The organism is Gluconobacter kanchanaburiensis NBRC 103587, from assembly GCF_007988905.1.
In the GTDB taxonomy this organism is placed as follows: Bacteria; Pseudomonadota; Alphaproteobacteria; order Acetobacterales; family Acetobacteraceae; genus Gluconobacter; species Gluconobacter kanchanaburiensis.
Genome location: NZ_BJVA01000006.1, coordinates 35,426 through 50,392, shown reverse-complemented (window position 1 = coordinate 50,392; position 14,967 = coordinate 35,426). Strand labels below are relative to the sequence as shown.

Below are 14,967 nucleotides of genomic sequence, written 5' to 3'. Positions count from 1 at the left end.
TGGCCACGGGAGACCTCGCATGCTACCCGACACGCTATGACACTGTTTCCGCGTCTCCTGAGACTGTGGCTGGGGACCTGCCTGCGCTCTACCCGTTGGACGATTGGTGGCTCTCCACGTGGCCTTGAGGCCCTGACAACTGCGCATCAGGGAGTTGTCGTCGCCTTCTGGCACCGTTCCCTGACCCTGACTCCCGCTTTGTGGTTCTGGGCAAAGGACAAACAGCCCGACCTGACCCTGCGGGTCCTGATCTCCCGCAATCCGGATGGCATGCTGATTGCGGACGTCGTCAGGCCCTGGGGGATCATCGGCATCCACGGATCTTCCAGCAAGAAAGGCAAGAACAAGGGCGGAGCAGCCGTTCTCCGAACTGCACTCAAAGAGCTTGAAGCCGGATCCGTGGTTGGAATTACGCCAGATGGCCCCAGAGGTCCGGCGGAGCAGGTCCAACCCGGAGCCGTTGTTCTCTCCCGTCTTGCAGATTGCGCCGTCGTTCCCATCGGACTGGCCAGTTCCGGTCTTCGCCTCCCATCGTGGGATGGGCTGGTTTTGCCGTTGCCCTTTGGAAAGGGCGCAATTGTCGCGGGCACACCGCTGTTTCAACCCGATGCTCCAACCCTTCAGGCCGCACTGAATACGGTCTCGCGTCGCGCGGAAAACATGGCGGGCCGGAAGGCAACCAAGCAGACCGACCGCATCTGGCGTCTGGTCGGAACAGCACTCGCCCCCGCCCTGACGACAATGTTGCGTGTGCGTCTCCATCGCGGCCGGGAACTGCCGGGCCGTCATCGCGAACGCATGGGCATTGAAACGGGCCAACGACCGGAAGGCCAACTCCTCTGGCTTCATGCCGCCAGCGTCGGCGAAACGCTCTGCGCCCTGCCGCTTGCAGAGGCTCTTCTCAACGCCCGCCCCGAACTGAGCATCCTTTTTACGACGGCCACCGTAACCGGAAGCGAGATCGTCGGCCGCCATCCACTATTCGGGCACCGCATCATTCACCGCTTCATTCCCCATGACGTTCCACGATGGCTGAACCGCTTTCTGGACCGGTGGCGACCGCAGGGGGCCATCTTTGTTGAAAGCGAGCTCTGGCCTGGGATCATCGCTGCGTGTGCCCGTCGCGACATTCCGGTCATGCTGGTCAATGGACGCCTGTCAGACCGGTCAGCCCGGCGATGGCGCCGTCTGTCAGGTCCGGCCCACAACATGATGAAACGTCTTACATGGGTTGCGGCACGCGGCCCCGAAGACGCCAAGCACTTTCGGGCGCTCGGAGCGGGTCCCGTTTATGAGGACGGCGATCTCAAACAGGACGCCCCGCCCTTACCTTTTGACGAAGCGGAATATCTGCGCCTCAGAACCCTGATTGGTAACCGCCCGGTTTTTGTCGCCGCCTCAACCCATCCCGGCGAAGAAGAGATCGTTCTTCGGGCCGCGCAAGCCGCCCGCAAAACCCGTCCCGATCTGCTGACCATTCTGGTTCCGCGCCATCCGGCACGGGGAGAAGAACTGGCGGTGCAGTTTGCCCTCCCCCGGCGATCGCAGGGTTCTGATCCCACGCCTGAGACAGCCGTCTGGCTTGCGGACACGCTGGGAGAACTCGGGCTGTTCTACAGGCTGGCCGAACAATGTTTCGTGGGAAATTCCCTGATCGGGAAAGGCGGTGGCCATAATCCGTTCGAACCGTTGCGTCTGGGCATTCCTACCGCAACGGGGCCGCGAATGGAGAACTGGCGCGAGGCAATGACGATGGTTTCTGATACGATATGCGTCGTAAACGATGGGGACTGTCTGAAAGAATGGCTCGAATCGCCTCCCGCGCCGGTCAGGACGTCGGGTCTGCAACGCACCGTCGTTGCGACCCTGCGGGACCGCATCCTCGCCACGGTTGAGCAATGAAACGCCAGCCGCCCAAATTCTGGCTTCACCCTACCCGCAGTCCTGCGGCACGCCTGCTGCGTCCCTTTTCCGTTGTGGCGACATTCCTGACGCGCCGTCGCCTTAAACGCCCCATGTTTCACGCCTCGGTACCTGTTCTGTGCTGCGGCAACATCACGACAGGTGGCACAGGCAAAACGCCCCTAGCCCTCGATCTTGTCCAGCGTCTGCGGGACCGGGGGTACCATCCTCATATTCTCAGCCGCGGCCACCGCGGTCGCCAGCGCGGCCCCGTCGCCGTCACACCCGGTCAGAGCACAGCACGGGATGTTGGAGACGAACCGCTCCTCCTCGCACAGGCCGCCCCGACCTGGATCGGCGCCGATCGCGCGCAGACGGCCCGGCTCGCCATTTCACACGGGGCGGACTGTCTGATCATGGATGACGGGTTCCAGAACCCGACCCTCCATAAAGACGTGTCCATTCTGGTCGTGGACGGCCCAAGCGGTTTCGGAAATGCCTGCGTTCTTCCTGCAGGCCCTCTGCGTGAACCGCTGAGCGATGCCCTTCTACGGGCACAGGCCGTCGTCGTCATTGGAGACGACAGGCATAACCTTCTTCCGGCCTTCCCATCCAAATTGCTGACTCTGCAGGCAAAACTCGTCCCGGGACCGGAAATCCGTGCCCTGCAGGGGCGTCGCGTCGTGGCCTTCGCAGGAATCGGACGTCCGGAAAAGTTTTTCGACATGCTGCGCGACGCAGGTGTCGACCCTGTCCGCGCCCTGCCGTTTCCGGACCATCATTTTTATACATCGCGGGATATCCAGCGTCTAGAAACGCTCAGCCGGGAATCCGGAACCACACTCGTGACGACAGCAAAGGATGCCGTAAAACTACCCTTTCCTTTCCGGACCCAGGTCAGGGTCATCGGCGTCGAACTGCTCTGGGCCGATCCTCGCTCTCCCGAAAGACTGCTCGACCTGCTATTTCGCACGGTATGACCTCGCTCCTCTCCCGCGCCGAAACCCTGATCGTCCGTAGTTTACTCGCGCTCGTCCGCAGCCTTCCGCCCGCAACAGCCTCCAATCTTGGAGGGGGGCTCGCCCGACTGATCGGCCCCCTTCTGCCAGTCTCGAAAATTGCCGACCATAATCTGCAACTGGCTCTCCCCGAATATGGCCCCTCCGCGCGCAAACAGATCGTCCGGGAGTGTTGGGACAATCTGGGACGGACAGTCGCCGAATTTCCCCATATAGGACAGCTGCAACAGGATACGCTTTCCGGGCCGGGATGGAGCGTGGAAGGTGCGGAACATCTTGAAACTGCAAGACTGTCCGGCAGACCTATCATTTTCTTTTCCGGTCATATCGGCAACTGGGAACTCATGCCCCCGGTCGTCGCCCGATATGGGATGCCGTTTGCCTCCTTTTACCGCGCGGCCAGCAATCCTGGTGTGGACGGGCTGATCCATAGCCTGCGGCAGGACGCCATGGGGCAAACCGTACCGATGTTCCCAAAAGGCGCGAGGGGAGCACGATCCGCACTGAAATATCTGGCTGGCGGTGGCCATCTGGGCGTGCTGGGCGATCAGAAGATGAATGACGGAATCGAGGCCCGTCTGTTCGGGCGGCCTGCGATGACCGCCTCCGCAGCCGCCGTTTTCGCGCTGCGCCATGACGCCCTTGTCGTGACAGGGCATGTCCGCCGTGATGGTCCCGCCAGACTGGTTCTGGTGGTGGACGCCCCATTCCTGCCCGAAAAGACCGGAAACCGCACTGCGGATACGCAGGCTCTCACACAGATCTTTAACGACCGGCTCGAATCATGGATCCGCGCAATTCCCGGCTCGTGGCTTTGGTTGCACCGCAGATGGGACAAGTCCCTGTATCGGGACATGACAACAAAACGTTAAGCTATGCGTTTTTAGCATGGCAGATTTGCCACAGTAAGGATGGTTTATGTCGCAAAACCGTCTTCTGGCGTTATTAAAGATTGTGAAACGCCCCTTTCGGACCATAGCCTGAATTCATCACCACGATCCGGGGACATTACCCGGCCTTTTGATGAGGACTTCCTGATGGCGCAGGTAACTCACCTTCACGACCTCCCTCGTGACCGTAACGCATGCAATATCGTGCCTCTGCGTCAGGGTCTTCTGCCACGTCATCGTGAGTATCTGCTGCGCTGGCTGGAAGCCGGACAGCGCATGGGAGTGTTTGACGCGGAAATCGCGGGTACCGCTCATGATGTCGTCAATCTGGACGGTTCCGCGCCTGTCGATCATGTTCTGGTATGGGTTCGTGAAAATCCGGATCCGGCCTATATGCTGCGTCCTCAGGGAATGCGCTGGATCCTGATCGACCAGATTCGCGACCATGAACTGGGCAGCTATGCAAGTTTCGAGCTCGCGCTCCACGTCATCCGTCCAGTTCTACCGCTGGCCGAAACCTGCGCGGCCTGATACCGCACCACTACTGATTCGCGACAACACATAAAAAAAGCGCGCCGCTCAAAAGAACGAACGCGCCTTTCGGTCTCAATGACAGCTCAGCCCGGATGAATGGCCACGTCCCTAGAGGCAGGAACCACGATCCGTGCACCGCCGCCCCTCTGGACCTGATAGATCGCCAGAGCCCGGGTGACATGCCCGTCGGGCCGCAGTCGAAACAGGCCGTCAACTCCCATATAGCCATCCGGACGCGTAAGTGCGTTCACGGCAACGCCACCCTGACGGATCAGGCTTCCGGCAAGAGCCGCCGCATCATAGGCAAAATCGCTCACGGGTGACGGAGCCTGCTTATAGACGGCGCGGTACTGGGCCACATAGCCCAGACGGTCATGAGCGTCCGGCGCCGCATACCAGGCGCCATGCAGTGCGCCGAGCTTGCCATCGAATGCCTTCCACAGAGCTGGCCCCATGATCTGCACCTGAGACGAATCGATGTGATCCGCCTGAAGCGCCGTAATCACGCGGCCGAGCTCCAGCCCTGTATCCGCCAGAACCAGTGCGTCAAAGGGCGGTGGAGCCACTGGAACCGGCTGGGGAGCAGGTGCCGTTGCCTGAGCAGCAGCAGTCTGGGAGGATGCCTCCCCGGTAGGATCAATTGCCGATGGTCCGGACTGGGAGGCATCCATCGCAGGCGCGGGGGGCTGACGGGTTTCAATCGCTGAAAGTGTCTTCAGCTCATCATCGATGTTCTGGGCATCCATCGTATGAAACACGATCTGCGGATCTTTCAGCCCGGCATCCCGACAGGCGCGTGCGAGTCCCTCGCCCATTGCGTGCCCGAAAGCCGTATCCGGCAGAAAGGCCGCAAAAGTCTTGCGCCCTGTCGCACGCGCAGCATCTACCATCCGGCGAACCTGCTGTTCAGGCGTCAGCCCCATGACCCACACGCCAGGGCGAGCCTGCGTGGAATCGCTGGTGAACGCCAGTTCTGGCTTACCGGCATTCACTGCAAGAGGGGCAGCAAGACCTGTCTCCGTTGCGGTCAGCGGCCCAAGCAGAATGGCGTCACCACGCGCCAGAGCATCACGAGCGGCCTGTTCCGCTCCACCTGGAGCGTTGGTGTCATGTACGTCCAGCGCAGGCGATCCTTTCGCGGAAAGCGCCAGTCTGGCAGCATCACGCATCCGCAAACCATAGGCCGCGTTCCGGCCCGTCAGAGGCAGAATCAGGCCAACATCATGCGCGCCCGGCCCCTCGGACATGCCCGGAACACCACCCACACCGGCAACCGGAGGCGAGCCTCCTCCCGAGCACGCGGCAAGTGTCAGAAAGGTTCCCGCGGCAACGCTGGTGCTTACACCCTTGCGCAGACGGCTCAACGGGCGACAATGCGTCCCAGATTTTGTCACCGAGGATGCAGATGTCCGAAAAGTCATGTTCCGCTGAAACTCCCTTGAGCGATGCGGCTGAAACGTTACCGGCCCCGCCAGCGCTAGGACAGGTCGAGGGTGGATGTCTGATATTGGTTGCAACGCCTATCGGCAACCTGGCCGATATCAGCGAACGCGCGATCGAGGCCCTCAAAACCGTAGACGCAATCCTGTGCGAAGACACGCGCGTTACAGCAAAGCTCCTTCTTTCGCGCAATATTGCCACACCGACCCGAACGCTGCACGACCATAACGAACAGGACCGCACTCCGTTCCTGATCGAAAAACTTCAGCAGGGCGCGCGTTATGCCGTGGTGTCCGATGCCGGTACACCTCTGGTCTCCGACCCTGGATACAGGCTGGTCCGCGCTGCCATTGCAGCCGGAGTTTACGTCACCGCCATCCCCGGGCCAAACGCTGTCGTCACGGCCCTCACACTGTCCGGCCTGCCACCTCTTCCTTTCATGTTCCTCGGCTTTCCCGCACCGCGCAGTGAAGCACGCAAAACGGGGTTTTCCACTTTACGGGCCGCCGAACAGGCGGGCCTTCATTCAACCCTGATCTGGTACGAGGCGCCTCATCGTCTGGTCGAAACGCTTGAAGATCTGATTGATGTCTTCGGCCCGGAGCGGGAAGCAGCCGTGGGACGGGAACTGACAAAACGGTTCGAGGAAATGGTGCGTGGCACCCTGGCGGACGTTCTGAACCATTTCCGCACGACCGCGCCCCGAGGGGAAATCACCCTCCTGATCGGCCCCTCAGCCGAAGACGACAGCGGGGCGGCGGATCTGGATACGCATTTACGCGAGGCCCTGCACACGCATTCCGTAAAGGACGCCGCCGCCCTCGTGGCAGGTATCGTCAAGCTTCCCAAGCGTACGGTTTATGCCCGCGCGCTGGAACTATCCCGCGAACTGAAAGACTGAAATTCCTCAGTCGGCTTTCGGCAGGGCGAATAGCGACTGCGAGACATTGCCGCCCAGACGGACATCGGAAAGGGCGATCGTGGTCGTACGTCCCTGAGCGTCCACGACGCTCCAGCCCAGAAGGGCCAGGGGCACATCAGAGAACACAAGCGTCAGATTACCTTCACCCGCGCTCTGCGTGCGCACGAGCTGCACACGCACCTGACCGTTCTGGTGCTCGAAACCCGTGACGGTTACGTCTCCCGAAAGCCGGAGATCCGGTCGCAACAGCAGCCCCAGCGGCGTCCGGTCCAGTGGAAGCGTCGTAACCTGATCGACGCTGCGATCCTGAAACACCACGCGGCCATCATTGGCAACCAGCAGCAGCGGACTCGGCTTGTCATAGTCGAAGCGCATGCGCCCGGGCCGATCGAGCGTCGCGGTCCCGAGCGTCGTGCCGCCATCCACAGCGGTCTGACGAAATCGCGCCTGAAGGGTTGTGATCTTTCCAAGCATCTCCTCAATCCGGGAAATCCATCCCTGATCTGCAGGACGAAGCGTAGCAGGCGTGGCCTGAGCAAATGCCATGGCCGGAAGAGCGCTTGAAAACAGTGTCCCCAAAGCGGCAGCACGGAAAAAGGAACGGTTCATCATGTCTCAGGAACTGCCAATCAGCACACCGGTTGCAAAAACAAGCGCCCCGCCGAGAAAAACCTGCACCATCGCAGATCCGAACGGGGTGTCCTGATAGCGCCAGCGAATCCATGAAATCAAGAGAAGCTCAATCGCCACCGCGACGAGCGCCACGCCGAAAGCCAGATGGAAGTCCGGCACCAGGAACGGCAGCGTGTGCCCGATACCGCCGCCAAATGTCATGGCGCCGCAGATCAGCCCACGAAGAAGAGGCGCGCCTCTTCCCGACAGCTTTCCGTCATCGGCAAGCCCTTCCGCAAGCCCCATGGAAATCCCGGCCCCGAGCGAGGCCGCAAGCCCGACCAGAAAAGCCGCATGCGGGCTATGCGTGGCGAATGCTGCTGCAAAAACCGGAGCCAGCGTCGAGACGGACCCATCCATGAGCCCGACCAGCCCTGGCTGCACGATCCGCAGGACGAAATCGCGGCGACTGTGCTCGTCTTCGCGGTCCCGGGTGGTATCATTCAGATGGGCATCTTCGAGACGTTTTGCCTCACGCTGATGCCGGTCTTCCTCCGTCGCCAAATCGCCAAGCAGTTTGCGAATTTCGGCATCCTGCGTCTGGCCCGCAGCCTGCCGATAAAAGCGGGCGGCCTGCCGCTCCATATCGGCGGCCTGCGCTCGAATGGCCTCAATGCCACGGTTCTGCATCTGCCAGGCGGATTTCCTGGATGGAAAACCCTGTACGTCCTGCCGCCTCACAAGGGGAATGTGATTGCCAAAACGTCTTACGAAAAGATCGATCAGCGCCCGACGATGATGATTTTCCTCTTCCGCCATATCCTGAAAAATGGCAGCGCTATCGGGATAGTCTTCAGCCAGCATCTGGCCGAAATCCGCGTAAATATGACCGTCTTCCTCTTCACTGGCGATGGCCAGAGCGAGAATTTCTCGTTCGGTCAACTCAGAAAGCTTTGTCACGCAGGCAGCAGATCCCTCGCCAGAAAATGCACTCGCAAAATCAGATAGCGGCTTCGGTGAAAAGCGGCTTCACGCTCCTTCCCCAAGCTCCATTGTACAGATCCAACCAGTACTGTGCCTGATTCGGACCGCCATCGGCAATCAGATGCAGAGGATCGAGATAGCCGGCCTCATTGCGGACGCGCGCCCGCAGCCCCTGCTCCGCCAACTGGAGCACACGCTTGGCAAATGGCTTCAATCCGCCAGGGAAAACAGCATCCAGCCCAACAGACGGCACCTCGGCCCGAAGCTGCTGATACACGCTCCAGGGCTGTTCCCTGACGAGCTTTTCGGCTGCTTCCAGCGTTGCGGGATCGTAAAGCAGACCGACCCACAGAGCCGACTGCGCCACCATCATTTCGAGCTTTCCGGCATCCGCGCCCCGCATTTCCAGGAACTGCTTGAGGCGCACATCCGGAAATACCGTCGTCAGATGGTCTTCGAAATCTCCGATCGTGGGCGTCAGGCCTTTCAACGGTTCCTGAATGTCTCCGGCCAGCCAGCGCCGGAACGAGCATCCGGCTACATCCAGATTTTTTCCATCGCGCGAGACGAAATACATCGGCACGTCGAGCGCCCAGTCGACATACTGCTCAAAGCCAAACCCGTCCTCGAAAAAGACCGAAGGCTGGCCCGAACGCTGATTGTCCGTATCGGTCCAGATGCGTGCCCGGTTGGACAGTAGACCGTTCGCCTTCCCTTCGACGAAGGGCGAGTTCGCAAACAGTGCCGTCGCGACCGGCTGAAGCGCGAGCGAGACCCGCATCTTGCGCGCCATATCCGCTTCATCACTAAAATCGAGATTGACCTGAACCGTGCAGGTCCGCGTCATCATATCGAGGCCGAGCGTCCCGACTTTCGGCATGTAGTTACGCATGATCGCATAGCGGCTCTTGGGCATCCATGGCATCGCATCGCGCGACCAGAGCGGCTGGAACCCGAACGGCAGAAAGCCGAGTCCCAGTTCCGCTGCCGGCCCACGAACCTGATCGAAATGCGCCTGCATCTCCGCTTCGGTTTCCTGAAGCGAAACGACAGGCGCACCGGAAAGCTCAAACTGTCCGGCCGGTTCCAGAGAAATGGCACGGCCCGACTGGGCGTTCTGGCCTTTCAGCCCAATCAGGCTCTCGCCGTCCATGATGGGAGACCAGTCCGGCCCCTGAAGTTTCTCAAGCAGCGCACCAATTCCGCGCGGCTCGTAAGGAGGGGCCGAAAGGGGTTCCCGCCCGTCAGCAGCCTGCGGCAGAACGAAGCCGAATTTTTCATGTTCAGTCCCGATTTTCCAGTCGGATTGGGGTTTGCAGCCTCTTGAGAGAACCTCGACGAGCTGCGCCCGGCTTTCGATCGACGCAGTATTGGACGTGCCGGGATTGGACATGACGTTTGGCCTCGGTCTGTATTCGTTGTTCGACAATGATTGAACTGTAGCAGGTCCGACAGTTCTGTCACCCTCGGGCCATCCCCTCGCCTCCCCCTGCCAGCCGGGCCAGACCCGCACAGACGGCAGTCTCCGCCCGCAGCACAAGCGGCCCGAGCGTCAGCGCATGAACGGCCTTGTGTCTGTGAAGCATCTCGACTTCGGGCCCGGAAAATCCTCCTTCCGGTCCAATCAGCAGAGCCGCTGCCTGCATGTCTGCGCCCTCGCCCGGTCGACGCTCCAGCGCGGCGAACAGCACCCGGTCCTCCGGCCATTCCGACAAGGCAACACGCAGCGGCACCGGGACACGAATTTCAGGAACATCCAGCCGTTCGCATTGTTCGGCGGCTTCCGTCGCAATGACTGACAGACGCTCCAGATTGAGACGATGGGTATTGGTCCGTTCCGTAATCACCGGCCTGAATCGCGTCACGCCAAGCTCGGTTCCCATACGGATGACCAACTCGGTCGCATCCCGCTTGAGAGGGGCAAACAGCAGCTCCACTCCTCTGGTGGCAACAGCAGGCCGTTCGCAGGAATGGAGCAGAACATTGCCACGATCCTTTTTCAGAACGGAAATCTCTCCTGCCCATTCCCCGTCGCGTTCGTTAAACACACGGACGGAACTGCCCACCGACTGTCGCATCACATTGCCCAGATAATGGGCCTGCCCGGGAAGAAGCGGTATGATCCTGCCCTCTGCGAAAGCACTTTCGGAAGCGGGAAGATAAAGTCGGGGGTCTGATCGGCTCATCTTTCTCCGATAGCGCGCCTCGCCCATTGACGGAAGCATGTCGGCAAAGCATCACATCTTTCCATGAGCCAGACCCGCGCCCATACCGATATTCACCTGACCGGCCGCATCGCGCGCCTGCCCGAGCCCTGGCGCTCCTATGCACTGCTTGCGCGGCTCGACCGACCGGTCGGGACATGGCTACTTTTCCTCCCTGGCGTATGGGGACTGTTTCTCGCGCCTGCCGCGTCCCTTCAGACCAAACTGATCGACACGATCCTGTTCGCTTTCGGCTCCCTTGTCATGCGTTCCGCGGGCTGTGTCGTGAACGATATCTGGGACCGCGATATCGATGCGAAGGTCGCCCGCACTGCCGGTCGCCCTCTCGCCAGCGGTTCGCTGTCACTAAAACAGGGACTGCTACTGCTAAGCATCCTGCTGCTGCTGGGGCTGGCTGTGCTTGCCTGCCTTCCGCCCGTGTGCTGGGCGCTCGCTCCGCTGGCCCTTTTCTTGGTTGCTCTTTATCCAGCCGCCAAGCGGGTCACATGGTGGCCCCAGCTCGTCATGGGCTTCACCTTCGGGTTCGGAGCTCCCATGGGATATGCCGCCGCCGCAGGAACGCTGGATGGCAATGGCCTGCTTCTTTATGGCGCCGTCATCCTCTGGCAGCTCGGCTTTGATACGATCTATGGCTTTCAGGATATGGAAGACGACGCCCGCATCGGCGTCCGGTCCACATCCCGGCTTATGGAAAAGAGCGCCCGTCCTTTCGTTGGCACCTGCTACACTCTTATGCTGCTGGCCCTTGCTCTCGTTGCCATTCATGCGGATCTGCACTGGAGCTTCTGGCCGTTTTTCATTCTTGCTGCTGGGATGCTCATGAGACAGGTGCGCCTCCTCAACCCTCATGATGCCCCGGCCTGTCTGCGAGAATTCCGACGCAACGTTCCTATCGGAATCGTGCTTGCGGCGGGATTCGTTTTTGCACGACTGCTGGGATGAAGCCGGCTTTGAACGACCCGACCCGTTTTATCCGTGACAACACCGCCGTTGCGCAGGCCCCACTCGTGTCCGAGATTTCGCTCCATCTGGCGACCGAAATCACTCCTATCTGGCAGGCCAGCGAGGCCTACCTCGAACAGATCGGCATAGAGCCGCCTTTCTGGGCCTTCGCATGGCCGGGCAGCCAGCTTATCGCCCGCTTTATTCTCGACAATCCGGAATTCGTCCGGGAACGCCGCGTGCTAGATGTTGCCTGTGGCTGTGGTCTCGCTGCGATCGCAGCCGCAATGTCGGGGGCATCAGAAGTTCAGGCGAACGACATCGATCCTATGGCGCTCACGGCCACGACGCTGAACGCCTCACTGAACGACGTCAGAATCGCATCGGTTTGCGGAGACCTGATCGGCACCACGCCCGACTGCGACCTGCTGGTCATTGGAGATGTCTGCTACAACGAGACGATGGCCGCGCGAATCATTCCCTGGCTTCTGGAGTGTTCGAAATCCTGCGAGGTCTGGCTCTGCGACCCCGGCAGGCATTATGCCCCTTCAATGCCCCTGGAAATTCTGACACGGCAGGCCGTTCCCGTCACGCAGGAACTCGAAAGTGCCGACCAGCGCTCGACCACGCTGTTCAGACTGCGATATATTTCCGCCCGAGGCTGAGCGCCGATCCGGTAAAAGCTGTCACCATCGCGGCGCCCAGACAGATGAACGCCGGATGAGCAAATACGGTGAACAACGCGGCGACAAGAAGAGCACCCGTCGTCTGGCCCGCCAGCCGGGCAACAGACAGCATGCCGCTCGCCCCACCTTCCCGACCGGGAGGCGCCGCCACCATAATGGCGCGATTGTTAGGCGGCTGGAACAGGCCGAACCCAAATCCCGCGAACAGGGTCCGCCAGGCAATATCCCAGTTCCCTGCATCCGTCGGCAGAAGCCACAACAGGCAGAATCCGCTCGCCGTGATGAACAACCCGATCGAGGACAGTGTTGACGCCGGGAACCGATCTGCAAGACGACTAACCACGAAGGACATGGTCGCCACGCCAACGGCCCAAGGGGCAATAAGCAGACCGATCGTACCCGCTTCCCGATGAAAAACGGAAGCCAATGTGAACGGCATGGCCACAATATAAAGATTAGAGGCCACAAATCCCAGAAACCCGACGAGAACCGCCAGGAGAAACGGACGCCGCGCCAACAGATCGACAGGAACGATCGGCTCCAGCCGCTCTCGCTGGTAACGCAGGAGCATGGCCCAGCACAGGATACCCGCCACGGTTACGATCCCACCGGAGAGAAAATCCGCGTGCATCAGCCCGTCGAGTCCCACACCGGTCAGTGCAAAAGATGCCACGGTGAGAAGAGAGCCAACCATATCCGTTGGAATATCGCTGCGCGGGGTCTGGGGCAGCGCAGCATGTGCGAGAACCAGAGCCGCCAGCGCAAGGGGAAGATTGATCCAGAAAATCCAGGGCCAACTCGCAATCGACAGGATCAAGGACCCTAACGATGGCCCCAGCGCCACGCCCAGCCCGACGAACAATCCATTGAGCGCAATACCTCGTCCCAGCTCCTTGTGAGGATAAATGAAACGCACAAGAGCAATGTTCACGCTCATGATGCAGGCGCCACCCACGCCCTGCAAGGCACGGGCAAGCGACAGTTCCAAAAGATTCTGCGAAAGGGCACAGGCAACGGATGCAATCAGGAAGAGGAAAATGCCGACCTGGCTCAGACGCCCGAACCCCACACGCGCGCCCAGGGAAGCCAGCGGAAGAAGGCAGGACAGGTTTGCGAGCTGATAGGCGTTGACGACCCAGATGGCCCGCGAGGACGAAGCATGCAGATCTTGTGCGATAAGGGGCAGCGCCACATTGGCGATGGCATAGTCCAGCACAGACAGAAGAAGAGCTAGCAGGACAGCGGACATCGCCTTGAAACGCTGCGCCCCGTACAGCCCCGCATGACGTTGCGCATCGTATTCGTCCTGAGGGGCATCATCCGTTGTCGCACTCATCGTCTCAGCGTCCCAGCTCGCGCAGACGTCTGCCTGCAAAAAGATTGGCTTCGAGCCTCTCCAAAGAGACGCCCTTTGTTTCCGGAACGAAGAAAACCGTCACCAGAATAAACAGACCATTGAAGGCGGCAAACATCAGGAACGTCGAAGACGCCCCCATCACTGCCATGCCGACCGGAAAGACATTGGAAATGGCCCAGTTGGCGGCCCAATTCGTCACTGTTGAGCAGCCGATACCAAAATCGCGCCCACGGGTAGGCTGGACTTCCGAACACAGCGTCCAGACAAGCGGTCCTTCGCCAATAGCGAATCCGGCAACGAACAGGATGACAAAACCGCAGAGCAGCAACTGCAACGCGAAACTCTGCGCGCCAATCGCCAGAAGCGTTCCTACTCCGGCCAGTGCAAAAGCCGCGATCGAACAGCTCAGAATCAGAAGCGGTCGACGCCCCCAACGATCGACACAGACAATTGCAACGCCCGTCAGCGTCATATTGGTCAAACCCACAAGTGTCGTCGCCCAGACCGCAGCGTTCGTTCCGAAATGCGCAGCCTGAAAGACGCGGGGCGCATAATACAGCAGCGCGTTGATCCCGCTGAGCTGCTGCATGATCTGCAACAGCATGCCGAAAAAGACCGTACGCCTGAAATTAGGATTGCTTCTGAAAAGACCAATGCCAGCATCGCTGCTTTTCTGGAGACGGGCCTGAATATCGATGAGTTCAGCCTCAGCGACCTCTTCATCCGAGCGAAGACTTTGCAGAACCCGTCTTGCCCGCTCTTTGTCGCCGCGCATCATCAACCAGCGTGGACTATGCGGAAGAATCAGTACGATCCCAAGAAAAAGACCTGCCGGAACGACCATGATGCCCAGCATCCAGCGCCAGTGCGCGCCTGAGGCCAGCAGACTGTCAGAAACGAAAGCGAGGAAAATGCCTAAAGATACCATGAGCTGGTAAAACGAAATCATCGCGCCGCGCACGGACTCAACCGTGATTTCAGAAATATAGAGCGGGGCGGCAAAAGCAGCCACACCAACCGCAAGCCCGAGGAAGATCCGTCCGATGATCATGATCGCCGCGCCGGGAGCCAGAGCGCAGAAGAGAGTTCCGAGCAGAAACAGCGCGGCAGCGCCGAGCATCGCACCGGTTCGGCCAAAACGGACGGAAATCCGACCGGCAAACAGGGAACCCACAGTGGCACCAGCCATCATGGATGAAACGATCCATCCCTGAAGCACATCACCGGCATGAAAGTCCGTTGCGATAAAGGGAAGAGCCCCCGCCACGACACCGGTATCGAGTCCGAACATGAGCCCGGCCAGCGCGGCCAGAATACCGAGGGTCGTCGCCCTTACCGTACTGCGGACCCGTTCGTCTGACGGCCCCTCACTGGAAGACGAAGCAACCCCTACCATAGTCCTGGATACCCTCACTGAAACATTTCCGCCGGAAGCGGAGCTACAGAACCGAACA

The 14,967-nt window shown here is 60.3% G+C and carries 14 protein-coding genes; 7 read left to right on the top strand and 7 right to left on the bottom strand.

All coding sequences use genetic code 11. The annotated features are described in order from the left end of the window. Window positions 1–36: 36 nt before the first annotated feature. The 4 genes from GKA01_RS06495 (at window position 37) to GKA01_RS06480 (ending at window position 4,342) form a co-directional block, all read left to right on the top strand. Window positions 37–1,902, top strand: a complete 1,866-nt coding sequence (locus GKA01_RS06495; RefSeq protein ID WP_146860377.1) for a glycosyltransferase N-terminal domain-containing protein — start codon at window positions 37–39, stop codon at window positions 1,900–1,902. After that, a complete protein-coding gene (gene lpxK, locus GKA01_RS06490; protein WP_146860374.1) occupies window positions 1,899–2,882 on the top strand; it encodes a tetraacyldisaccharide 4'-kinase in 984 nt (327 codons plus the stop codon). Before GKA01_RS06495 ends, lpxK begins: the two co-directional genes overlap by 4 nt. Continuing rightward, window positions 2,879–3,793, top strand: coding sequence for a lysophospholipid acyltransferase family protein (locus GKA01_RS06485; protein ID WP_146860371.1), 915 nt, complete (start codon window positions 2,879–2,881; stop codon window positions 3,791–3,793). Before lpxK ends, GKA01_RS06485 begins: the two co-directional genes overlap by 4 nt. Before the next feature lie 165 nt (window positions 3,794–3,958). After that, entirely contained in the window at window positions 3,959–4,342 is a 384-nt protein-coding gene (locus tag GKA01_RS06480) for a hypothetical protein (RefSeq protein WP_146860369.1), read from the top strand. Between the two features lie 86 nt (window positions 4,343–4,428). Here GKA01_RS06480 and GKA01_RS06475 read toward each other — a convergent pair whose 3' ends face one another. Beyond that, window positions 4,429–5,709 carry a penicillin-binding protein activator gene (locus tag GKA01_RS06475; protein WP_146860367.1) on the bottom strand — a complete coding sequence of 427 codons (1,281 nt, stop codon included), beginning with the start codon at window positions 5,707–5,709 and terminating at the stop codon, window positions 4,429–4,431. A 143-nt stretch (window positions 5,710–5,852) separates the two neighbouring features. Between GKA01_RS06475 and rsmI the strand changes: the two genes are divergently transcribed. Continuing rightward, a complete protein-coding gene (rsmI, locus tag GKA01_RS06470) occupies window positions 5,853–6,686 on the top strand; it encodes a 16S rRNA (cytidine(1402)-2'-O)-methyltransferase (protein WP_146860709.1) in 834 nt (277 codons plus the stop codon). 6 nt (window positions 6,687–6,692) lie between these two features. On the opposite strand, the gene GKA01_RS06465 is transcribed toward rsmI, so the two are convergent. The 4 genes from GKA01_RS06465 to GKA01_RS06450 all read right to left on the bottom strand — a co-directional run bounded on the left by GKA01_RS06465 (window position 6,693) and on the right by GKA01_RS06450 (window position 10,516). After that, window positions 6,693–7,319 (bottom strand): LolA family protein, encoded by a 627-nt coding sequence (locus GKA01_RS06465; protein ID WP_146860365.1) that lies wholly within the window; start codon window positions 7,317–7,319, stop codon window positions 6,693–6,695. Window positions 7,320–7,322: 3 nt separating this feature from the next. Further along, window positions 7,323–8,279, bottom strand: a complete 957-nt coding sequence (mbfA, locus tag GKA01_RS06460; protein WP_146860363.1) for an iron exporter MbfA — start codon at window positions 8,277–8,279, stop codon at window positions 7,323–7,325. Window positions 8,280–8,319: 40 nt separating this feature from the next. Further along, the gene (locus GKA01_RS06455) at window positions 8,320–9,696 is read right to left on the bottom strand and encodes a glutamate--cysteine ligase (protein WP_146860361.1); all 1,377 of its coding nucleotides are present in this window, start codon (window positions 9,694–9,696) and stop codon (window positions 8,320–8,322) included. Window positions 9,697–9,763: 67 nt separating this feature from the next. After that, window positions 9,764–10,516, bottom strand: coding sequence for a 16S rRNA (uracil(1498)-N(3))-methyltransferase (locus tag GKA01_RS06450; RefSeq protein ID WP_146860706.1), 753 nt, complete (start codon window positions 10,514–10,516; stop codon window positions 9,764–9,766). Window positions 10,517–10,552: 36 nt separating this feature from the next. Here GKA01_RS06450 and ubiA point away from each other — a divergent pair, with 36 nt between their 5' ends. Together ubiA and GKA01_RS06440 are read left to right on the top strand one after the other, a co-directional pair. Further along, entirely contained in the window at window positions 10,553–11,470 is a 918-nt protein-coding gene (ubiA, locus tag GKA01_RS06445; protein ID WP_146860359.1) for a 4-hydroxybenzoate octaprenyltransferase, read from the top strand. After that, entirely contained in the window at window positions 11,467–12,135 is a 669-nt protein-coding gene (locus tag GKA01_RS06440; protein ID WP_146860357.1) for a class I SAM-dependent methyltransferase, read from the top strand. Before ubiA ends, GKA01_RS06440 begins: the two co-directional genes overlap by 4 nt. Here the strand turns inward: GKA01_RS06440 and GKA01_RS06435 are convergent. After that, complete coding sequence (locus tag GKA01_RS06435) at window positions 12,104–13,492, bottom strand: MFS transporter (protein WP_146860355.1); 1,389 nt, start codon at window positions 13,490–13,492, stop codon at window positions 12,104–12,106. The genes GKA01_RS06440 and GKA01_RS06435 overlap by 32 nt on opposite strands. Window positions 13,493–13,496: 4 nt before the next feature. Continuing rightward, window positions 13,497–14,909, bottom strand: a complete 1,413-nt coding sequence (locus GKA01_RS06430; protein ID WP_146860354.1) for a sugar porter family MFS transporter — start codon at window positions 14,907–14,909, stop codon at window positions 13,497–13,499. Window positions 14,910–14,967: the final 58 nt, after the last annotated feature.